Raw genomic sequence first — 21590 nt, 5'->3', positions numbered from 1 at the left:
CGTCAGTTCTGTGCTAGAAGGTCGCCCACGTAGCGTGCCACCGCGCGCACGGTCGCGATGGTGCCGGGGTAATCCATCCGGGTCGGACCCAGCACTCCGAGCCCACCGACGATCGTCGCGCCGGGGCCGTATCCAGTGCTGACCACCGACGCCGACCGCAGGTTGTCGATCTTGTTCTCGTCGCCGATCCGCACCCGGGTCTTGCTGGGCTCGAGATCGCCGATCAACTTCAGCAGGATGACCTCTTCCTCGAGGGCTTCGAGGACGGGGCGCAGCGTGCCTTGGAAGTCGAGCACACCGCCACGAGTCAGGTTAGCCGTGCCCGCCAAGGCGAGGCGTTCCTCACTGCGCTCGACGAGCGTCTCGAGCAGCACCGAGGCCAGGCAGGCCATGGTGGCCCGGTTGCCCGGGGCGCACTCGTCGACCAGGCCCTGCACCAGCGGCGGCGTGTCGGACAGCCGCTGACCGGCGAGTTTCTCGTTGACCCGGCGGCGCAGGTCGGTCACGTCGTCGGCCGGGACGGGCCCGGGCAGCTCGACCAGCCGCTGCTCGACCCGGCCGGTGTCGGCGATCATCACGAGCATGAGGCGGGTGGTCGAGATCGGCACGAGCTCGAGGTGGCGCACGGAGGACCGGGCCAGCGACGGGTATTGCACGACCGCGACCTGGCGGGTCAGCTGGGCGAGCAGGCGCACCGTGCGGTGCACCACGTCGTCGAGGTCGACCGCGCCGATCAGGAAGCGCTCGATGGCCCGGCGCTCGGCCGGGGTGAGCGGCTTGACCTTGGAGAGCCGGTCGACGAAGAGCCGGTAGCCGGCGTCGGTCGGCACGCGGCCGGCGCTGGTGTGCGGCTGCCGGATGTAACCTTCCTCCTCCAGCACCGCCATGTCGTTACGCACGGTAGCCGGCGACACGCCCAGGGCGTGCCGTTCGACCAAGGCCTTGGAGCCCACCGGCTCCTGCGTCTCGACGTAGTCCTCGACGATCGCGCGCAGCACCTCGAGCTTGCGGTCATCCAGGCTCACAATGACCCCTCCCCTCGGCCGATGCTTGGCACTCCCCCGGACAGAGTGCCAGTCTACGTCGCCACCGGCGTCAACGCGATGATCGTGTCGCCTGTCTATTCACCGACTCGATCAGCATGTCGCTCTCGACCGCGTTGAACTGCGGCTCTACGGTGTCAGCCATGACTGAACCACCTCGCCCGCCCGGTGAAGGTAACCCGAACGACCCGACGCGGCCGTTCAACCCTTATGCGGCTAACGACCCGACTTCCGGATCGACACCGCCTCCTCCACCCCCGTACGGCGCCCCGCCGCCCACCTCGGGCGCCGGCTACGGCACGCCACCACCCACCTCCGGTCCCGGCTACGGCACGCCACCACCCACCTCCGGTCCCGGCTACGGCGCTCCGCCGCCCGGTTACGGCACCCCGCCGCCGCCCTACGGTGGTGGTGACTACAAGCAGCCCGGCTACGGCGGCGGATACGGCCCCGGCCCCGGTCAGGACGACAAGACCTGGATCCTGATCGCCCACTTCGGCGGCGCGTTGGGCGCGTTCATCGGCGGTGGGCTCGGTGGCTGGATCGCCCCGCTGATCGCCATGCTGGCCAAGGGCAACCAGTCCCCGGTCGTGCGGGCCGAGGCGGTCAAGGCGCTCAACTTCCAGATCGTCTGGACGATCGTCGGCATCATCGGCTGGGCCACCGCCTGCGCCGTCATCGGCTTCGTGATCATCCCGATCGCCGCGCTGATCTCCATCATCTTCGGCATCATCGCCGGGCTGAAGGCGGTCAACAACGAGCCGTACAACTACCCGATGACCATCAACCTGATCAAGTAGGGCCGATTTGGCGGAATGCGCCGGGGACGGGGCCCGGCGCGTTACACCACGTCGCGAATCACGGCGTCGGCCAGCAGGCGGCCACGCAGGGTGAGAACCAGACGGCCATTTTCGTACGCCGAGGGGTCGAGCAACCCGTCGGCCAGGGCCTGCTTGGCGCCGACCCGGTCGACCCGGTCGAGCGCGATGCCCTCGCGCAGCCGTACCCGCAGCATCACGTCCTCGACGTGCCTGTCCTCGTCGCTCAGCAACTCGCGCCCGTGACCCGGCGAAAGACCCTCGACCAGCCTTTTCCCGTACGCCGCGGGGTGCTTGACGTTCCACCAGCGCACCCCGCCGACGTGGCTGTGCGCGCCCGGCCCGAGGCCCCACCAGTCGGCGCCGGTCCAGTAGAGCAGGTTGTGCTTACAGCGCGCCTCTTCCGAGGTGGCCCAGTTCGAGACCTCGTACCACTGGAAGCCGGCCTCGCTCAGCGCCTGCTCGGCGGCCAGGTAGCGGTCGGCCGCGACATCGTCCGAGGGGTACGGGATCTCGCCCCGCCGCATGCGGGCCGCCATCCGGGTGCCGTCCTCGACGATCAGGGCGTACGCGCTGACATGGTCCACCCCGGCCTCGACCACCTTGCCCAGCGAGCCGGCGAAGTCGTCGGCCGACTCGCCCGGCGTGCCGTAGATCAGGTCGAGGTTGACGTGCTCGAACCCGGCCTCCCGAGCCTCGATCGCGGCCTGGGGCGCCCGCCCCGCCGTGTGCTTGCGGTCCAGGATCCGCAGCACGCCCGGCGCCGCCGACTGCATGCCCAGCGAGATCCGGTTGAAGCCGTGCCCGCGCAGACGGCGCAGATAGTCCGGGTCGACCGATTCGGGGTTGGCCTCGGTCGTGATCTCGGCCCCCGGCGCCAGCCCCCAGGCCGCGTCGATGCCGTGCAGGATCCGGCCCAGGTCGTCCGCGTCGAGCAGGGTCGGGGTGCCGCCGCCGAAGAACACGGTGTCGACCCGGGCCGGGTCGATCGTGCGGCGGGCCAGCTCGAGCTCTTGCAGCACCGTCTCGGCGTACGTCTCGCGGCTGACCCCGCCGCCGAGCTCACTGGCCGTATAGGTGTTGAAGTCGCAGTAGCCGCAGCGGCTGGCACAGAACGGAACGTGAACGTAGACGGCGAACCCGTCCTTTCCGACGTGCGCCGTCGCGGAGTCGGGCAGAGACCCGTCCTGGGGAACGGGTTCGCCATCGGGAAGTGCGCCGGCCATCCGTCAAGTGTGCACGCCGGCCGATAATGTTCCGCCATGGCTCTGGTCCGTACCGCCACCGACGCCGGGGTGACCACTCTGACCCTGGACTCCCCGGCCAACCGCAACGCCCTGTCCACCGCCCTGATGCGCGAGCTGCTGGACGCTCTGGCCGAGGCCCTCACCGACACCGGCGTGCGCGCCGTTGTGCTTTCGCACACGGGCACGGTCTTCTGCTCAGGGGCCGACCTCAAAGAGACGGCTGCGGCCGCGCCGGACGGCAAGGTGCCGGCCGAGATGATCGCCGACGTGCTGGCCGCCCTCTGGGAGTTCCCCAAGCCGGTCGTCGCCCGCGTCGCCGGTCCGGCCCGGGCCGGCGGCCTGGGGCTGATCGCGGCGGCCGACATCGCGGTCTGCACCCGCGAGGCCACGTTCGCCTTCTCCGAGGTTCGCCTGGGCGTGATCCCGGCCGTGATCAGCGCGACCGTGCTGCCCCGGCTGGCCCCCCGTGCGGCGGCCGAGCTCTACCTGACCGGTGACGTCTTCGACGGCGTCCGGGCGGCGGAGATCGGCCTGGTCACCGCGGCCGTCACGGCCGAAGAGCTCGACGGCCGGGTCCGCGGCTATTGCGACAGCCTCGTCCGCGGCGGGCCGCTCGCCCTGGCCGGGACCAAACAACTTCTGCGGCGTACGGCGATCCGGGGCGAACTGGCCGAGCTGTCCACCCGGTCGGCGGGCTACTTCCGCTCGGCCGAGGGGCGCGAGGGCATGGCCGCGTTGCGCGAGAAACGCCCCGCGACCTGGGTGCCCGCCGCTCCGACACCGTCAGGGTGACGTCGGCGGGGTGACCTCGTTGTCTACTCTTGTCGCCTGAACAACAAGTGCTGGGGGTGCGCGTGCGCAAGACACCGGTCGTGGCGGTCGCGATTGCCGCGCTCGTCGGTGCGCTCGGCGTCTTCGCGGTCGTCAACACGTTCTCCGGCTCCATCAAGCTGCCCCGGATCGGCCCGGAGTGCACCGTACGGGCCGACGGCGAGGTCACCCTCGACTACGTCCAGATGGCCAACGCGGCCACGATCACGGCGGTCGGGCTGCGCAAGGGCATGCCCGAGCAGGCCGTGGTGATCGCCCTGGCCACCGCGTTCCAGGAATCCAAGCTCGAGAACCTCGACGACGGCGACCGTGACTCGGTCGGGCTGTTCCAGCAGCGGCCCAGCCAGGGCTGGGGCACGTTCGAGCAGATCAAGGATCCGCGGTACGCGGCCAACAAGTTCTACTCGTCGCTCAAGAAGGTCAAGGGCTACGAGAGGATGCGGGTCACCGACGCGGCGCAGAAGGTGCAACGGTCGGCCTATCCCAATGCGTACGAGAAATGGGCCGACGAGTCGGCCGTGCTCGCCCGCGCGTTGACCGGCCGGGCCACCGGCGCCGTGGAGTGCAGCGTGAGCGGCTCCCCGGCGTTGCGTGGGGCCTCCGCGGCGACGGCGCTGGCCAAGGGCATGCGGCTCGACTGGGGCAAGGGCCTGCCCGAATCGGCCACGGCGACCGAGGCGGCCCGGCTGACGGTCAAGGTCGGCAGCGCGAGCGCGGGCTGGCGGTACGCGCACTGGCTGGTGGCGCACGCCTCGGCCACGGGTCTCGAACGGGTACGTTTCGGCGATCTCGAATGGCACGCCCCGGACGGCCGGTGGCAGGCGGTGAGCGCGGACGGTGGCGCCGGCACCGGCCGGGTGGTCGCCGAAGTCTTCAGCTGACGTCGCGTTTCGGCGCCGTTCCGGAAGTTTCGACCACCTAATCAGTGACTGCAAGTAATGACAAGCGTCTTGGGTACGCAGTTGCGTTGCGTATACATCGACATGGACAGACAGCTACGGCCCTGGTACTAAGTAGGACGTGTCGAGGGCGATCGAGTGGATTCTCCTGGGTGCCGGCAGTTGCACGGCGATCATCGTCGGTCTGCGGTGGCACCGCCCCGCCCGCATGGGGCCGTGGCTGCTGCTGGCCGGTGCGGTGTTCGCGTTAGCTGTCGGTGACGTTTTCTACGCCTTCGATGTGATGTCGGCGGCTACCGGCTGTTATCTGGCGATGTTCGTGCTCGTGGCGGGCGCGCTCCTGCGGTTCACCGAGGGCGGTTCGGTGCTGGTCGACCGGGCCCGCCTGATCGACCTGCTCGCGTTCGCCTGCTCGGCGCTGCTCGTGGTGTGGGTCTTCGTGATCGCCGACAACGGCCCCTGGGTGCGCATCTCGGCGTCCGATGTGATCGGTTCGCTGCTGCTCGTCGGGGTCGCGCTGCGGCTCAACCTGGCCACCGGCCGCAACGTCTCGGCCCTGCTCATGCTGGCCGGCTCGGTCGGCCTGCTGGCCGGGGACGTGCTGTTCCCGCTCCTGCAGAGCGAGGCGTCCGAGTCCGGTTTCCGCGTGCTCTACGTCGCGTGGGGCCTGGCCGCGCTGCACCCGTCGATGGTGTGGCTGACCCAGCCCATGCCGCCCCGCACGACCCGGTGGCACGGCCGCTGGGCGGCGCTGCTGGGCGCCTCGGTCGCCACCCCGCCGATCGTGCTGCTGATCGAGGCCCTGGACGGCACCGTCCGCGACGGCGTGCCCATCGCCATCGCCGGCGCGATCACGCTGACCCTGACGATCACCCGCCTGGCCGACTCGGTGACCTTGAACAGCCACGCCCTGGCCCGCGAGCGCGGCCTGCGCAGCGCCACGGCCGACCTGGTGTCCGCGGTCGACATCCCGGCCGTCGACGAGGCCGTGCGGGCCGGGGTGGCCGCCCTGATCCCACCCGACGCCCTGCGCCGCGTCGTCTTCGCCACCGACGACCGCCAACTGGCCGCGGCCCAGCTCCCACCGGCCCCGGCCGGCCGTCGCCCGCGCAGCTGGTGGGCCGACCCCACCCCCACCATCGAAGCCACCCCCGGCCCGGCCACCGATCACTCCCGCCCGGCCGCCGAGTTGACGAGCGGCGACCCCGCCGATGAGTTGACCAGCGGCATTCCAGCCCACCGCGATACCGAAGTCCCGCCCACCACACTCGCGGCCGGCCGTGCGATCACCGCCACCGGCCGCTTCGGCCGGCTGACCCGAGTGTTCCGCTTCACCACCACCCGCGTCCTCCGCCCCCAGCCCGGCGTCCCTCCATCCACCAGCCCCGTACCCTCCGCGGTACGGCCGGGCGCGGACAACGGCTCCCGCCGGTTCGGCGTATCACTCGGCTGGATGCGGTCCCCGGTTGCGAGCGGCGCCAGACGGGCCGGGCGCCGGAAGGCGTCGGGTGGGCGGGTTCGGGCCGGCGGGTTCGGTCGTTGGCTGAGCACGAGCGGCACTGTGTCGGCCCACGAGGACACGACGCTGGTCTGTCCGCTGTGGCTGGAACCGATGGCCGTGGCCCGGCCCAGCGGCGGCGCGCTCATCCTGACCGGGCGCCGCGAGGCGCTGACCGCGGCCCACGACGCGCTCGAGGTGCTGGCCGGTCAGGCCGCGCTCGCTCTCGACCGGATCAGCCTGGTCGAGGCCGTGGGCCGCCGCGACAGCGACCTGTACCTGCGCGCGGTCATCAGCAACACCGCCGACCTGATGCTGGTGCTCGACGAGGACCAGCGCATCCGCTACGCCAGCCCGGCCCTGCACGACGTGCTGGGCGACGAGAAGATCTCCCCGCTGGCCACCCTGGAAGACCTGGTCCACCCGGACGACCGCGGCCAGATCCGCCGCGCGTTCGCCACCGGCGGCGACGGCACGATGTTCTGCGCCCTGCGCCGCCCCGACCACAGCCAGGTGCTGGTCGAGGCCACCTATCGCGACCTGCGCGAGGACCGCCTGGTCCAGGGCTTCGTGGTGACCATGCAGAAGGTCAGCGACACCCAGGACCCGATCGACCGCCTCCCCCACCGCGACCACGTCGACGAGCTCCCGGCCTGGATCAACCGGCGCAGCGCCCAGCACAAATTCCGCTACTGAGCGACCGCCACCAGACACTCCTGACACAGATCGGAGCGCCCCCACCCGGCGTAGAGGTCGACATCCTCCTCATCGGATGCCGTCCCATCGACGCGGCGGCCGCAAATCGTGCGGTCGCCGCCGTCCCGGCTCAGATGCCGCTGCCCGTCCTCCTCGCGAAACAGCTCGAACTCCTCCCGAAGACGCTGCTGGTGATAGCTGGACGCAGGCCCGAGGATCATCGCCCGCCGCGGGCAGTAGAGCGCATGCCACCGAGTGCCGTCCGGTTCGGTCTCGATCCCGACGAGCACCAATTCCTTCGGTACGGACACCGGGGCCGAGCGATCGTGCCCGTCCGGCTCACCGACGACAGTCCCGCGGTAACAGCGCGAGCCGTCCGGCAATGTGCCGCCCTCGAAGCAGGCCGCCGCGTAAAGCTGATCGAACACGGACCCCACCACAGTGCTGTACTGCGCGTACCTGACCCCACCACCGGGAAACCGCACCGTCGCGAGCCATGTCCCCATCGCGATCACCCCCAGCGTCGAGCGCAACCATTCACTCACGTCGCCCGGTCGGGCCGGGCGTTCTGGGCGCGCCGGCGCCCTGCCCGGCTCGGCCGGGCCCTCGGCGGGAGCGGCGGCCTGTAACCCCCGTCCAACCTCCCCGCCCGCCACCCAAGACCGGACTGAAGGCCTCAAGCCCGCTACGACAGTTCGTTCTCGACTTTCGAGGAATTGCTCTGCCGCTGCATTCTTTGCCCTGGACACGACGAAGCGCCGGACAGTTGTCCGGCGCTTCGTGGTGCTATTGCTTATTACCGGTGAATGCGGCGACGACCGCCGACACCGGCCACCAGAGCCACACCGATCGCGGCCAGGACGACCTGGAACAGCAGCTCGATCCAGTCGAAGCCCTTGGTGTCGGCAACACCGGTCGCGCGGGCCAGGACGGTGCCCAGCAGCGCGGCGACAACACCGATGACCAGGGTCAGCCAGATCGGGATGTTCTGCTTGCCCGGTACGACCAGGCGGCCCAGGGCGCCGATGATGAGACCGACGACGAGGGCGGTGATGATGCCGGTGACAGTCATTGGGGGGTTCCTCTCGGGGTGAAGCAGTTGTTGCGTCCGTCGAGCCCCAGAGTTCCCGAGTGGCCGAGAACCCAAACCGCCTTATTTTTTGTTTGCTCCCTTGGTGTCCGGACCGTCAGAGGTCGACAGGGCGGCGATGAACGCCTCCTGCGGGACCTCGACGCGGCCGACCATCTTCATCCGCTTCTTGCCCTCTTTCTGCTTCTCGAGCAGCTTGCGCTTACGGCTGATGTCGCCGCCGTAGCACTTGGCGAGCACGTCCTTGCGGATGGCGCGAATCGTCTCGCGGGCGATGATGCGGCTGCCGATGGCGGCCTGGATCGGCACCTCGAACTGCTGCCGCGGGATGAGCTTCTGCAGCTTGGAGGCGATGTTGACCCCGTACGAGTACGCCTTGTCCTTGTGGACGATCGCGCTGAACGCGTCGACCGGCTCGCCGTGCAGCAGAATGTCCACCTTGACCAGGTCGGCCACCTGCTCGCCGGAGGGCTCGTAGTCGAGCGACGCGTAGCCCTTGGTCTTGCTCTTCAGCTGGTCGAAGAAGTCGAAGATGATCTCGGCCAGGGGCAGCGTGTAGCGCAGCTCGACCCGCTCCGATGAGAGGTACTCCATGCCGAGCAGGCTGCCGCGGCGGCTCTGGCAGAGCTCCATGACGGCGCCGACGTAGTCGTTGGGCACCAGCACCGTGGCCCGTACGACCGGCTCGTGGATCTCCGAGATCTTGCCGTCGGGGAACTCGCTGGGGTTGGTGACGACCCGTTCCTCGGCGTCCTCGGTGTAGACGCGGTAGACCACGTTGGGCGCCGTGGAGATCAGGTCGAGGCCGAACTCGCGTTCCAGCCGCTCGCCGATGATCTCGAGGTGGAGCAGGCCGAGGTAGCCGACGCGGAAGCCGAAGCCGAGCGCGGCCGACGTCTCGGGCTCGTAGGTGAGCGCGGCGTCGTTGAGCTTGAGCTTGTCGAGCGCGTCACGCAGGGCCGGGTAGTCGGAGCCGTCGATCGGGTAGAGACCCGAATAGACCATCGGCTTCGGATCTTTGTAGCCGCCCAGGGCCTCTTTGGCCGGACGGTTGTTGCCGGTCACGGTGTCGCCGACGCGGGACTGCCGCACGTCCTTGACCCCGGTGATCAGGTAGCCGACCTCGCCCACGCCGAGCGCGCCGGCCTTCTCCATCTCGGGCGAGACGACGCCGATCTCGAGCAGCTCGTGCACGGCGCCGGTCGACATCATCTTGATGCGGTCGCGGGCCTCGATGCGGCCGTCGATGACCCGGACGTACGTCACGACGCCGCGGTACACGTCGTAGACGGAGTCGAAGATCATCGCGCGGGCCGGGGCCGTGGCGTCGCCGACGGGTGCCTGGAACTGGCGGACGATCTCGTCGAGCAGGTGGTCGACGCCGACACCGGTCTTGCCGGAGACCCGCAGCACGTCGTCGGGCTCGACGCCGATCAGCTTGGCCAGTTCCTCGGCATACTTCTCGGGCTGCGCAGCGGGCAGGTCGATCTTGTTGAGCACCGGGATGATGTGGAGGTCGTTCTCCATCGCCAGGTACAGGTTGGCGAGGGTCTGCGCCTCGATGCCCTGCGCGGCGTCGACCAGCAGCACCGCGCCCTCGCAGGCGGCGAGCGACCGGGAGACCTCGTACGTGAAGTCGACGTGGCCCGGAGTGTCGATCATGTTGAGCACGGCGGTGTCGCCCTGCTGGTCGCCCTCGCGCACCGTCCACGGCATGCGGACGGCCTGCGACTTGATCGTGATGCCGCGTTCGCGCTCGATGTCCATGCGGTCGAGATATTGCGCACGCATCTGCCGCGGGTCGACCACACCGGTGATCTGCAACATGCGGTCGGCCAGCGTCGACTTGCCGTGGTCGATGTGAGCGATGATGCAGAAGTTACGGATGCGAGCGGGATCGGTCGCGCCGATCACGTTCACGCCGGGGTCGAGCGGTCCAGGCACGATCTTCCGTTCTTATCGTCCGAGTGGTCGTCCGGCGAGGTGCCGGCGCGTTCTATCGTCCCACGTCCGCGTGGAACGCCCACTCACACCCGCTCACCCCACCTCGAGACGAGGCGTGCGGGGCAGTCGACAACTCGCTCACCCCGGCTCCAAGCGGGCGGACGGGAACTCGCTCTCATCGACTCCAGGCGGGTGCTGAACTCGCTCACACCGGCTCCAGGCGGGTGTGCGGGGCGGGCGGGAACTCGACCGTCACGACATCGCCGGGGCGGACTACGCCGCCGCGCAGCACGACCGCCATGACGCCGCCCTTGCGCACGAGATCGCCGTTGTCGTCGTGGCCGATGACCTCTTTCAGCAGGCCCGGCCGGAAGTTGTTGATCTGCTGGCACGGGTTGCGGAGGCCCGCCACGACCAGGGCCGGCCGCGAATCGTCGCCTTCCCGGGCCACCGCGGCCCGCACCGCCTCGGCCGCCCGCGCGGCCGGCTCGTTCAGCTTCGCGGCGTCCGCCGCGCCCAGCACGCCGTCGAGCACCGAAGGATCGAACGCGCCCGCCGCTGAGCCGGAACCGGCATCCGAACCGGTCTCAGGCCTGGTTCGGGGGCCGAAGCGCAGGACAGCGCCCAGCGGGAGGCCGAGCAGGTCGATCCCGCGGGTCGTGACGTTCTCGCCGAGGTTGCCCGGCTGGACGTCGTAGCCTTTCGACGCGACGTCGGCCAACAGCTCCGCGTGGATCAGGTGGACCTGGCGCAGGTTGGGCTGGGTCGGATCGATCTTGACCCGGCTCTTGTGCCGCACGTGGACGCCCGCGTGCATGTCACCCTCGACACCCAGGCCGGCCACCAGCACGATCTCGTCGCGGGCAGGCTTGGTGAACGAGTAGACGCCGTTCCGGCTGACCGAGGCCACTTCCCCTTGCGCAGTCTCCATGCCCGCAGTCTTGCTCAGCCGCCAAACCCACCTCGACCCTGTTTCTCACGACGCGGGCGGCCTCATTCGGGTTCGGCCAGGAAGAGCTCGGACAGTTTCGGCAGGCGGCGCTGCATCTCCTCCTCGTTGTCGAAATCCCACAGGTCGGCGGCGTCGGGCCGGGTGACCGGACGGTCGGCCGCGGGCAACTCCTCACCGGTCGCCTGGACATAGGCCTCGGCCGCGATCGACAGCACCTCTTCGGCCTCGAACACCGCGCCCGAGTCGGCCGCCGAGCGCACCACAGCCACGTCGGCCAGCGAATCGGGCGATTTCACCGACCGGGCCACCGCGTCACGCCCGTGAGCGATCAGCCAGCCGCGGAAGTTGTCGAACCCGTCCTCGGAGCAACCGCCGTTGATCAGGTAGGCCGCCGCCCACAGATCCTGCGTGCCGGAGGCGACCATGACCTTGTCGAGATGGCGGCCCCAGGCCACGATCTCGTCCGGCTCGCGGGTGGCCAGGTCGGCCACGGCGCGCTTGGCCACATCGGCGGGCGAGGCGGGCCGGTCGGCGGTGGCGCGGCTGATGACCGCCCAGAAGTCGTCGGTTCTCATGCCCGGAATCCTGCCAGCCGGGTACGACAAAACGCGTCGGGCAGGATGGGGGTCGTGCGAACGATTTCGCTCCCTGACGTGCCCTACGGGGCCACCGCCGACCGCCCGGACTGGTCCGACCTGCCGGAAGGCGTCCGCCAAGCCGTCGCCGCCCGCCTGGACGGCCCGGTCGTCACCGTGCGCAGTGCCGGTGGCGGCTTCACCCGGGCCTTCGCGGCGCTGGTGACGACGGCCGACGGGGTGACCGGCTTCGTCAAGGCCGCGCCCCGCCCCGACCCCATCGCCGACTGGTACGCCCGTGAGGCGTTCATCACGTCGCGCCTGCCCGCCGCGGTGGCCGCGCCCCGGCCGCTCTGGACGATGGTCGAGTCCGACTATTTCGTGCTGTGCCTCGATCCGGTCGACGGCCACGTGCCGGCGCTGCCGTGGTCGCCGCCCGAACTGCAAGCGGCCCTCGCGGCCTGGTCCACGGCCGCCGAGGCCCTGACCGTCCCGAGCCGTGAGCTGCTCGAGGCCGGTGTGCCCGCCCTGGCCGACATCCTGCGCGGCGAGATGAGCTGGTGGACCGAGATCGCGGCCGGCCGGGAGCCGATGCCCCGCACCGCGCACGGCACCGTCGCGCCGACCCGGCTGGCCCACCTGGCCCGGCTCGAGCAAGAGCTGCCCGACCTGGTCACCGGCGACGCTCTCATGCACGGCGACCTGCGCGTCGACAACGTGCTCATCGACCGCGACGGCCGGGCCCGGCTCTGCGACTGGACCTGGCCCTGCCTCGGCGCACCCTGGTTCGACACGGTGACGCTGCTGGTCACCGCGTTCGCCAGCGGGCTCGACGCGGACGCGTACCTGTCGGGCTGGAACGCCCCGGCCGAGGGCGTCGACGGCGCTTTGGCCGCGCTGGCCGGCTACTGGCTGGTGCGCGCCGACGGCGGGCCCAGCAGTGCGTCCCCGCACAGCCGCCAGCACCAACGCTTCAGCGGCGAGCAGGCGCTGGCCTGGCTGGCCGACCGCCGGGGCTGGTGAGGGCGTTTTGGTAGCTCGCCGGGCGACTGGTAGTCTTGCTTTTCGCGTGTGATGACGCGCCATTGTTCGCTGCTTTCCGGCGACACCGGCGATCATCCCGCTGAGACCGTTTTCCGAACACCTAGTCAGGACAAGGCTGTCGCGTGGCGAACATCAAGTCCCAGATCAAGCGCAACCGGCAGAACGAGAAGGCCCGGCTGCGTAACAAGTCGGTCAAGTCGTCGCTGAAGACCGTGATCCGCAAGCTCAACGAGGCGAGCGAGGCCGGCGACGCGCAGACCGCAACGACGCTGCTGCGTGACGCCTCTCGTCAGCTGGACAAGGCAGTGAGCAAGGGCGTCATCCACAAGAACCAGGCGGCGAACCGCAAGTCGGCCATCGCCAAGCGCGTCTCCGCGCTGTCCGCCTGATTCTTCGCGGGTCGCACCTGTAAAAGGGCTGCAAGCCGGGCGCCGTGGTGCCCGGCTTCCTTTCGTCTCCGGTGTTACCTTGGTACCGTGGTAAACATCGAGAGAACGCAGACGGGCGTACGCCTCGAGCGCAACACGCTGAAGGTCCTGAAGGGCCTGGCCGAATACCTCGACATGTCCCTCGGCGAACTGCTCGAGGGCATCACGTTGCACGCCTTCGAGGGCAAGGCCCCGTTCACGCCGCAGACCCTGGCCAAAATCGATCAACTGCGTTCCGTGTACGGGCTGAGCCTCACCGCTGCTGACGCCCACCGCCTCGAGGAGCGGCAGTGACCGTCGCCACCGGCACGTTCATTCTCCCGTTCCCCCCCGCAGCAGGCGTTCCACCTGTTCACCCCGCGCGGCGAGCAACTGTGGGCCGAGGGCTGGAACCCCCACTTCCCGTCCCCCACCCCCGACGACACCGAACCCGGCACGGTCTTTCTCACCACCGCCGCCGACCACGCCACAACCTGGGTAGTCATCGACCGCCGCCCCGGCCAGATGATCCGCTACGCCCGAGTAGCCCCCGACACCACAGCCGGCACAGTCCGCGTCGACCTGCACCCAGCCACCCTCACCCCAGGCGGCACGAGCCCCACCGAAGCCCGTATGCGCTCGGCCGGCGGCGTCAGGGACGGCATCGTCGCGGCCGAGGAACGCTCACTCGGAACTGTGGTGACCGTGCGCTACGAGCTCACGGCGCTGTCAGCCGAGGCCGAGCCTGCTCTGCGGGAGTTCTTCGCCGGGTTCGAGGGCTATCTCGCGTCGTGGCGGGAGGCCATCGGGGCTATTCGTAGCGACGTGTGGCCGACTGGCGGATCCACTGCTGCTGGGCCTCGGCCCGTTCCGCCCAGGGGCGCTTGATCGGGGCGCCGCGCCCCCGGTCGATCACGCCGGGCAGGCGGGTCGTCGCGTCCTCACCGACGCGACCCGCGGACCTGCCCTCATTGGCCGCGAACGCAGACTCGTGCGCCGCGAAGCCGACGCCGGCAGCGTCGTGCGCCGCGAAGCCGACGCCCGCGTTCTCGTGCGCCGCGAAGCCGACGCCCGCAGCTTCGTGCGTGAAGCTTGCCGGCCGCAGAGGCGAAGTGTGCTCGGCGAAGGCACCCGCACCGGCCGAGCGAGCCGCCGCACCGAGACCCGAGCTGGGGGCCACCCCGACCGGAGCCGGCGGGGTCAGCGAACCGGCGATCACATCGTTGAGTTTGACCATGATGGCCACGGTGGCCGGCAACACCAGCACACCCCACCAGCTCACCAGCTCGGCCAGCGCGAGCAGGATGCCCAGCGCCACCGCGCCCTCGAGAAACACGAAGCAGAGGAACCCGCTGGGCGTGAGGAACCGCAGACGCAGCATGCGGGCGTAGAGCGGCCGATGCCCGACCAGCTCGGAGTCGTGCGGCCGGCTCATCGCGCACCGCCCGAGCGGGCCGCGGCCACCGCGAAGACGGCCCGTTCCAGAGCGTAACCGCGGTCTTCGGCGCCGCCCTTGACCGCGGCATTGCAGTCGGCCGCCGCGCGCATGGCGTCGACCAGGCCCTCGGGCGTCCAGCCGCGACTGCGTTCCTGGGCCCGCTGGATCTTCCATGCGGGCATGCCGAGCGAGCTGGCCATCTGGTACGGATTCCCGCGCCCGGCCGAGGCGACCTTGGCCACCGTGCGCACCCCGTCGGCGATCGCGTCGGCGATCGGCACCGGGTCGACGCCCACGTGCAGCGCCCACCGCAGCGCCTCGAGCGCCCCCGGCACGTCGCCGATCATCACCGCGTCGGCCACCGTGAAGCCGCTGACCTCGGCCCGCCCCTTGTAGTAGCGGGCCACGACGGCCTCGGTGATCTTGCCGTCGGTGTCGGCCAGTAGCTGCGAACAGGCCGCCGCGATCTCGCGCAGGTCGTTGCCCACGGACGCGAGCAGCGCCGACGCGGCCGCCTCGTCACACTTGCCGCCGTTGCGCCGGAACTCGTCGCGCACGAACGCGATGCGTTCCCGGTCGCCCTTGAGCTTCGCGGCCGGCACGACGGTGGCGCCGGCCGAGCGCAGCCCGTCGGCCAGCGCCTTGCCCTTGGCCCCGCCCAGATGGGTGACGATCAGCGAGACCTCGGGGTCAGGGTTCTTCGCATACGCCAGCAGGGCCGCAATCAAATCCTTCCGCGCATCCTGCCCACTGCGGATCACGAGCACCCGCCGCCCGCCGAACAGCGACGGGCTCAGCATCTCGGCCACTTCACCGGCCGCGAGCGCGCCCGCCTCGTACTCCCGCACGTCGGCCCCGGGTTCAGCCGCCCGGGCGGCATCGACGGCAGCGGTGACCGCGCGAGCGGAGAGGAGCTCCTCATCGCCTTGGACGAGCAGCAACGGGGCGGGAGGGGCGGTGTTCACGCCCAACATCGTTGCACGAAGGGCTGACGTTTCCGCGAGCCTCACTCCTTAGCGCAGACTCGTGGATCAGGGAATGCGAAACCAGACATATCGGCGCCCAGCCATGCCGCAACCCGTCCATCCGATGCTCGATCAGGCTGAATGTCTCCGAGAGACACCCACTCACGGCGATCGGTCATCAACCCCCATCGTTAGTCCCAAGTCCCACCTGAACGGACTAACCCGGGCGTGTCGGCGTGCCCAGTCGCCATCGGCGAGGTCAGCGGCCGATGCAGTCACGTCGAAGCCTCGGGAACCACGGCCCGGAACGCTGAACCGTGGTCCAGGATCGATCCGACGAGACGAGCGACCGAAGGCAGCAACACCAACCAGACGATCAGCGCCCCGGAGCCCGGGCGGAACCGCGTCGCATGATCATTCCGTCAACTGCGGCGCCTCGGACGGAAGCATCGACCCGACCCAGGCGTCCACGCGGACGCCCCGGTGCACGAGCCGCTGCCGCAGCACGCCCTCGACGGTGAACCCGGACTTCTCGGCCACCCGGCGCGACGCCGTGTTGCCCACCTCGGCCCGCCATTCGACCAGCCCCAGCCCGAGCGTCCCGAACGCCCACCCGCACAACGCCCGCACCGCCGCTGTGGCCACCCCACGCCCGCGCGCCGCCGGATCCATCCAGTACCCGACCTGCCCCGCCCCGCTCCCGTCCAGCCCGAGCCCGACGCGCCCGAGCCGCTCCCCCGCACCGGCCGGCTCGACGACGAACTCGGCCCGCTGACCGGCGTCCCACCCCGCCACACACATCCGGCGGACGAAGAACTCAGCATCGCTCCGGTGGTACGGAACGGGGATCTGCAGGTACTTCTGCACGAGCGGATCCAGCGACACCTCGTACACCCAGGGAATGTCCGCTTCCTCGAACGGCCGCAGACGAATCTCACCAGCGGTGATCACTTCTCGCTCCACCCCGGCATTGTGCGCCACCGCTCAGGGCGCCGGCGGATCCCCGCGCGCGACCACCGCCAACCCTCCCCTCGCGGTCACCGCGGCCAGGTCACCCGATTGATCCGTACGCAGAACGCGCGCACCACCCCGGGCCAACCGCGCCAGGAGCGGCCCGTTCGGGTGCCCGTAGTCGTTGCCCGACCCGACCGACACCAACGCCACCGACGGCCGGATCTCGTCGATGAACCGCGGCGACTGGTAACTCGACCCGTGGTGCGACACCTTCAGCACGTCGGCCCGCACGGCGCCCGCGCCCAGGTGGTCGAGCATGTCCTCCTGCTCCTCGGTCTCGGCGTCGCCGGGCAGCAGGATCGTCCGGCCGTCCACTTCGGCCCGCAGCACGAGCGAGTTGTTGTTGGGGTCGGAGTTGGTGCCCCGCAGTGGCTCCACCGGCCCGAGCACCGTCAGCCGAAGATCACCCACCGCGTACGTCCATCCGGCGCGCACCGCGTGCAGAGGCACCCGCCCCGCAGCCTCGGCGACCGCGGCCCGCCCGGCGGGTGGCTCGGGCCAGTCCGGGCCGACCACCCCACGCAGGTCCCGGCCCCGGAACACGCCCGACACACCCCCGATGTGATCGGCGTGGAAATGGCTGACCACGAACAACACGATCTGGCGTACGCCGAGGCGCCGCAGGCAATGATCGACCGGGTTCGGCTCGGGACCGGCGTCGACGACCACCGCGCGCCCCGCCCCGGCCGGTAACACGATCGCGTCGCCCTGGCCCACCGCGCACGCGACCACGAGCCAGCCCGGCGGCGGCCAGCCCGAGGCCAGCAGCCGTACGGGCAACGCGCCCAGCACCCCGCCGAGCGCCACCACCGTGACCAGCTTCCGGATCAGCGGCCGGCGCGTGGCGATCAGCAGGCCGACGGTGATCACCGCGAGCAGCAGCGCCCCGATCAGCCCACCCGGCCACGGCAACGCTCCGGCCGGCACCCGCGCGCCGTAGGTCGCGATCAGCACCAGCCACTGCGCCGGCCAGTGCCCGAGCCAGGCCGCGAACTCGGCCCCCGCGGGCCAGACCGGCGAGACGACCGCCGCCGTGACCCCGAACAGCGTCGCCGGAGCAATTGCCGGGACAGCAAGAAGATTGGCAGGAATGGCAACAACGCTGATCGTGCCGGAGAGTCCCGCGACCACCGGCCCGCACGCCACCTGGGCCGCCGCGGGCACCGCGAGCGCCTCGGCCAACCCGGCCGGACAGCCCCGGCGGCGCAGCCCGTCCCGCCAGACCGGTGCCAGCAGCAACAACCCCGAGGTGGCCAGCACCGACAGCGCGAAGCCGACATCGGACGCCAGCTCCGGGTCGACCACGATCAGCACCGCCACCCCCGCCGCCAGTGCGGGCAGCGCCGCCCGCCGGCGCCCCGAGGCCAGCCCGATCAACCCGATCGCCCCCATCGCGGCCGCCCGGACCACACTCGGCGACGGCCGCGCAAGAATGACGAACCCGACGAGCGCCACCGCACAGATCACCGCAGTGACCACCGGCCCGGCCCGCGTCCGCCGCACGGCGAAGAGCACGACGCCCAGCAAGATCGCCACGTTGGCCCCAGAAACCGCATTCAAATGGGTCATTCCGGTCGTTCGAAAATCTTCCTCAAGAGCCGGGTCAAGTCGGCTGGTGTCGCCCACCACCAGCCCCGGCAGCAGTCCGCCGGGCCGATCGGGCAACGGCTCGCAGGCTCGCTGAAGTCCCGCCCGCAACACACCCGCTCCCCGCTGGGCCCACGACGGCTGCCCGACCAGCGTCGGCGCCTGCCGCACGGAGGCCACCACGGCCCGCAGGTCCCCGCCCCGGGGAGGCAGCAACTTCCCCTGGGCCGTCACCCGCTGCCCCGGCAGAAGCCCCCGCCATCCCGGATCGCTACCCAGCACGAGCGCCCGCGCCGACAGCCGAAGTCCCGGCGTCCCTTCGGCCCGCACCGCCTCGAGATCAACCGCCACGATGTACGTCGGCGGCCGCCCCACCACCCCCCGAGCGGCCCGAGGATCGTCGCGAACCACCATCCGCATCCACACCGGATCCCCCGCCTCGACCAGAGCGACCAACTCACCGGCTTCCCGCACACTCACCCGCGCCGCCGTAGCCACCGCCCCACAGGCCACCCCCAACAAAACAGCGACCCCCACCCACCGCCCAGCCCGAACCCACCCCACCCCCGACCCCGCACCTCGCACCCGCCGCCCAGCCCGACCCCACCCGACCCTGGACCCCGCTCTACGCGCCCGGCGGCCGACCCCGACCAGTACCGCCGCGAGCACCAACGCACTCGCACCAACCACCAGCCCAACCCGAGCCGACAGATAGAGGGCCGCCAGCGCCGACATCCACACCGCCACGGCAAACCCAGCCAGCCGCAGATCCACCACACCCGCAAAGCCCCGCCCAGCAGCGTCCCCACGACCACCGCTCCCCGAGCCACCCGCATCGCGCACGTCGGGATGGGAGGTGACCACGCCAGGGACCGCCCGCTCGCCGGTACCCGGGCCGGGTCGGTCGCGACCTTTGGGGTGGGTGGTCACACCGTCACCAGGTCTTTGAGTTGTTCGTAGCGGGCGTCGCCGATGCCGTCGACCTTGCGGAGGTCGCTGACCGCGCGGAAGCCGCCCTGGGCGTCCCGGGCGTCGAGAATGCGCTGGGCCAGCACCGGGCCGACGCCGGGCAACCCGTCCAGGTCGGCGAGCGTGGCCGTGTTGAGGTTGACCGGTGCGCCCGGGCCGGGAGCGGGCGCACCGGGCCCGGCGGGCGGCACCGCGCCCGGAGGCGGGGTCACGCCGACCATGATGAGCTCACCGTCGACCACCTTGCGGGCGAGGTTGAGGACGGCCACGTCGACGCCGGGTTCCGCGCCGCCCGCCGCGGTCAGGGCGTCGGCCACCCGAGCGCCCGGCGCCAGCCGGACGAGACCCGGCTTGCGGACCTTGCCGCCCACGGCCACGACCACTTCGGTGGCCGCGGAGGCCGATCCACGGACGCCGACGGGCGGGGCCTCGCCGCCCTCCGACTCGACGACCCCGAGCGGAGGCGGCGCGACCGGATCAACCTGCGGCCGGGCCCGCCAGGCCAGCACGGCCGCGATCAGGATCACCACGCCCGCCACCGCAGCCAGGGCCCGCACACCGCGCCGACCAGGATCGAAGGCACCCATCCCGAAGCGGCGACCACCACCGTCCTGGCCCCCGAAAGCACCCGCCCCGGTCAGCCCCTCACCCTCGTCGGTGTCGCCGGCCTGGAACCGCTCCGCCGCCGGGTCAAACGTGTAGCTCCCCGGCGACAACTGATCCGCAGGATCCTCAGAGGCAGGTCGTCGCTGCGGACCACCAGAAGCGCCATAAGGCCCAGCCGGTTCCGCCAAGTCCCCAGCAGCAGAGCGGTGGAGTGGATGGCCGGGCGCGTAAAAGCTCCCCGACGGCGTCCAGTCGTCCAGCGGCATCCGACGCTCCGCGGGCGCGGCCGGTGGCATCCGACGGTCCGCCGGTGCAGGCGAACGCACGTCGCCGGGGCTGCCGAACGGCTCCGACTCAGGCATCAGGTCTCCCAAGTGCGAGTTCCGAAGATCGCCACCCCCGAGCACGGGATAGGCCCCCGTCCCGCCCCGGACGGCGACAACAACCGGCGGCGGCGACACAACACCCGCACCCACCGCGACCGGCCCCGCCGACTCAACATGATCAACCGCCAGGTCAGGCCCTTGGGGCATCGCGGCCGGTAACGCCTCGGCGCGCTCCGAGGCGGCCGGGATCACCCGCGGCTCGGCGGGCGGGGTCGCGGGATGGCGCGAAGCCGGTGGCGTGGCCCACGGCGTCCCCGGCCGGTATTCCTCCGCCACGGACGCAGGAACCGGCTCAGCAGCAGCTGGAAGCGGGTCTGGTCGGGCTGGGTGAAATACGGCGCTGGGCGCCGCCTCCAGGTTTACGTCGTCGGGCCAGCCCGAGATGATGTCGGACCACTGCAACGGCTCCCGCACCTCGGCCAGTTCGGCCAGCCCGTCGCCGTCAGCCCCAGAGACAACCGCGAAAGGAACGGCGTCGGATGGAAGAACTCTGGAAGCGCCACCGTCAGACGCACCCCGAGACGACAAGGGTTCCGAAGCGTCAGCCCCTGGCCGAACGGACCTGGGATCAGCATCAGGCAGCACAGGCCCGGACGCCCCGGTCCCGGGGCTGGCAGGCGTAGGCAAGGATGGAGCACCCGGGCCGCCCAGCACCGACCGAAGCCTCCGGGCCACGGCATCATCGGTTGCCTTCCGCTCTCGCACGCCCCGCACGTTAGGGAAATCCCGGCCCGACCGACCCCACCCCTGTGGACAGCCGGACATTGTGGATAACCCGGCGGCCCCACCGACCTGTGATATGGGATGAGCGTGACGACGACCGAGAATGCCCTGGCCACAGCCATAATCCAGCTGCGGGCAGCCGGCTGCGTCTTCGCCGAGGAGGAGGCCGCCGTCCTGCGCGAGGCCGCCCCCGACGACGCCGGCCTCCACGCTCTGGTCGACCGCCGCGCCACCGGCGAACCCCTGGAGCAGGTGGTCGGCCACGCTGATTTCGCCGGTCTCCGCGTACGCCTGCGCCCCGGCGTTTTTGTCCCCCGAGTCCGCAGCCACCTACTGGTGGAGCTGGCCGTCACCCACCACCCCGAGGTCGTACTCGATCTCTGCTGCGGCTCCGGCGCCCTCGGCCTGGCCGTTCTTCGCCGCCACCCCGCCGTCGAGCTGCACGCCGCCGACCTCGACCCCACCGCCACTGCCTGCGCCCGCGACAACGGCGTCCCCCACGTCCACCAGGGCGACCTCTTCGCGCCGCTCCCCCGCGATCTCGAACAGCGGATCGACGTCCTGCTGGCCAACGTCCCCTACGTAGCCACCGCCCACATCCCTTTCCTGCCGCCCGAGGCCCGCGATCACGAACCCCGCATGGCCCTCGACGGCGGCCCCGACGGGCTTGATATCTTTCGCCGCGTCGCCGGGAGCGCTCCCAGATGGCTCTCCGACACCGGCATCCTGCTCTCCGAGATCACCGAGGCCCAGGAATCGCCGGCGCTCGAGGCCCTGCACGATTCGGGTCTGGACGGCGAGGTGATCTGGGACGAAGATCTCGATGCCCGAGTGATCAGGGCCCGGAAGGTCTAGAGA

The 21590-nt window shown here is 70.9% G+C and carries 19 protein-coding genes and 1 pseudogene; 8 read left to right on the top strand and 12 right to left on the bottom strand.

The window, feature by feature from the left end; genetic code table 11:
* Positions 1-2 precede the first annotated feature (2 nt).
* A complete protein-coding gene (gene hrcA / locus M1L60_RS42330) occupies positions 3-1025 on the bottom strand; it encodes a heat-inducible transcriptional repressor HrcA (protein WP_253243249.1) in 1023 nt (340 codons plus the stop codon).
* Positions 1026-1186: 161 nt separating this feature from the next.
* Between hrcA and M1L60_RS42325 the strand changes: the two genes are divergently transcribed.
* Positions 1187-1843 carry a DUF4870 domain-containing protein gene (locus tag M1L60_RS42325; protein WP_253243248.1) on the top strand — a complete coding sequence of 219 codons (657 nt, stop codon included), beginning with the start codon at positions 1187-1189 and terminating at the stop codon, positions 1841-1843.
* A 41-nt stretch (positions 1844-1884) separates the two neighbouring features.
* Here M1L60_RS42325 and hemW read toward each other — a convergent pair whose 3' ends face one another.
* Positions 1885-3087 carry a radical SAM family heme chaperone HemW gene (hemW, locus tag M1L60_RS42320; RefSeq protein ID WP_253243247.1) on the bottom strand — a complete coding sequence of 401 codons (1203 nt, stop codon included), beginning with the start codon at positions 3085-3087 and terminating at the stop codon, positions 1885-1887.
* A 36-nt stretch (positions 3088-3123) separates the two neighbouring features.
* Between hemW and M1L60_RS42315 the strand changes: the two genes are divergently transcribed.
* The 3 genes from M1L60_RS42315 to M1L60_RS42305 all read left to right on the top strand — a co-directional run bounded on the left by M1L60_RS42315 (position 3124) and on the right by M1L60_RS42305 (position 7032).
* Positions 3124-3900: an enoyl-CoA hydratase-related protein gene (locus M1L60_RS42315; protein ID WP_253243246.1), complete on the top strand. Its 777-nt coding sequence runs from the start codon at positions 3124-3126 to the stop codon at positions 3898-3900.
* A 56-nt stretch (positions 3901-3956) separates the two neighbouring features.
* Positions 3957-4820 carry a hypothetical protein gene (locus tag M1L60_RS42310; protein WP_253243245.1) on the top strand — a complete coding sequence of 288 codons (864 nt, stop codon included), beginning with the start codon at positions 3957-3959 and terminating at the stop codon, positions 4818-4820.
* Positions 4821-4959: 139 nt separating this feature from the next.
* On the top strand, positions 4960-7032 hold the full coding sequence (locus M1L60_RS42305) for a PAS domain-containing protein (RefSeq protein WP_253243244.1): 2073 nt from the start codon (positions 4960-4962) through the stop codon (positions 7030-7032).
* Here the strand turns inward: M1L60_RS42305 and M1L60_RS42300 are convergent.
* The 5 genes from M1L60_RS42300 to M1L60_RS42280 form a co-directional block, all read right to left on the bottom strand.
* Positions 7026-7565 carry a hypothetical protein gene (locus M1L60_RS42300; protein ID WP_253243243.1) on the bottom strand — a complete coding sequence of 180 codons (540 nt, stop codon included), beginning with the start codon at positions 7563-7565 and terminating at the stop codon, positions 7026-7028. The two genes, M1L60_RS42305 and M1L60_RS42300, sit on opposite strands and share 7 nt — an antisense overlap.
* 263 nt (positions 7566-7828) lie before the next feature.
* On the bottom strand, positions 7829-8104 hold the full coding sequence (locus M1L60_RS42295; RefSeq protein ID WP_253243242.1) for a GlsB/YeaQ/YmgE family stress response membrane protein: 276 nt from the start codon (positions 8102-8104) through the stop codon (positions 7829-7831).
* An 81-nt stretch (positions 8105-8185) separates the two neighbouring features.
* Positions 8186-10066: a translation elongation factor 4 gene (gene lepA / locus M1L60_RS42290; protein WP_253243241.1), complete on the bottom strand. Its 1881-nt coding sequence runs from the start codon at positions 10064-10066 to the stop codon at positions 8186-8188.
* Positions 10067-10271: 205 nt separating this feature from the next.
* Positions 10272-10997: an MOSC domain-containing protein gene (locus M1L60_RS42285; RefSeq protein WP_253243240.1), complete on the bottom strand. Its 726-nt coding sequence runs from the start codon at positions 10995-10997 to the stop codon at positions 10272-10274.
* Between the two features lie 62 nt (positions 10998-11059).
* A complete protein-coding gene (locus tag M1L60_RS42280) occupies positions 11060-11593 on the bottom strand; it encodes a DUF4240 domain-containing protein (protein ID WP_253243239.1) in 534 nt (177 codons plus the stop codon).
* Positions 11594-11638: 45 nt separating this feature from the next.
* On the opposite strand from M1L60_RS42280, the gene M1L60_RS42275 reads away from it, so the two are divergent.
* From M1L60_RS42275 to M1L60_RS42265, 3 genes are all read left to right on the top strand, one after another.
* Complete coding sequence (locus M1L60_RS42275) at positions 11639-12616, top strand: phosphotransferase (protein WP_256518429.1); 978 nt, start codon at positions 11639-11641, stop codon at positions 12614-12616.
* 143 nt (positions 12617-12759) lie between these two features.
* The gene (gene rpsT, locus M1L60_RS42270) at positions 12760-13026 is read left to right on the top strand and encodes a 30S ribosomal protein S20 (RefSeq protein WP_253243237.1); all 267 of its coding nucleotides are present in this window, start codon (positions 12760-12762) and stop codon (positions 13024-13026) included.
* Between the two features lie 87 nt (positions 13027-13113).
* Positions 13114-13359 (top strand): hypothetical protein, encoded by a 246-nt coding sequence (locus M1L60_RS42265; RefSeq protein WP_221376558.1) that lies wholly within the window; start codon positions 13114-13116, stop codon positions 13357-13359.
* 874 nt (positions 13360-14233) lie between these two features.
* On the opposite strand, the pseudogene M1L60_RS42260 reads toward M1L60_RS42265, so the two are convergent.
* The 5 genes and pseudogenes from M1L60_RS42260 to M1L60_RS42240 form a co-directional block, all read right to left on the bottom strand.
* Positions 14234-14479, bottom strand: a pseudogene (locus M1L60_RS42260) (hypothetical protein); the annotation flags it as partial.
* Positions 14476-15456 (bottom strand): DNA polymerase III subunit delta, encoded by a 981-nt coding sequence (holA, locus tag M1L60_RS42255; protein ID WP_253243236.1) that lies wholly within the window; start codon positions 15454-15456, stop codon positions 14476-14478. The gene holA and the pseudogene M1L60_RS42260, both read right to left, overlap by 4 nt.
* Before the next feature lie 405 nt (positions 15457-15861).
* Entirely contained in the window at positions 15862-16410 is a 549-nt protein-coding gene (locus M1L60_RS42250) for a GNAT family N-acetyltransferase (RefSeq protein ID WP_253243235.1), read from the bottom strand.
* A gap of 21 nt (positions 16411-16431) precedes the next feature.
* Positions 16432-18783 carry a ComEC/Rec2 family competence protein gene (locus M1L60_RS42245; protein ID WP_253243276.1) on the bottom strand — a complete coding sequence of 784 codons (2352 nt, stop codon included), beginning with the start codon at positions 18781-18783 and terminating at the stop codon, positions 16432-16434.
* Positions 18784-18974: 191 nt separating this feature from the next.
* On the bottom strand, positions 18975-19733 hold the full coding sequence (locus M1L60_RS42240) for a ComEA family DNA-binding protein (RefSeq protein WP_438862215.1): 759 nt from the start codon (positions 19731-19733) through the stop codon (positions 18975-18977).
* Positions 19734-20819: 1086 nt separating this feature from the next.
* Between M1L60_RS42240 and M1L60_RS42235 the strand changes: the two genes are divergently transcribed.
* On the top strand, positions 20820-21587 hold the full coding sequence (locus tag M1L60_RS42235; RefSeq protein WP_253243234.1) for a putative protein N(5)-glutamine methyltransferase: 768 nt from the start codon (positions 20820-20822) through the stop codon (positions 21585-21587).
* Positions 21588-21590 lie beyond the last annotated feature (3 nt).

It is taken from the genome of Paractinoplanes aksuensis (assembly GCF_024137025.1).
Classification (GTDB): domain Bacteria; phylum Actinomycetota; class Actinomycetes; order Mycobacteriales; family Micromonosporaceae; genus Actinoplanes; species Actinoplanes aksuensis.
This window is presented reverse-complemented; position numbering and strand designations above follow the sequence as displayed.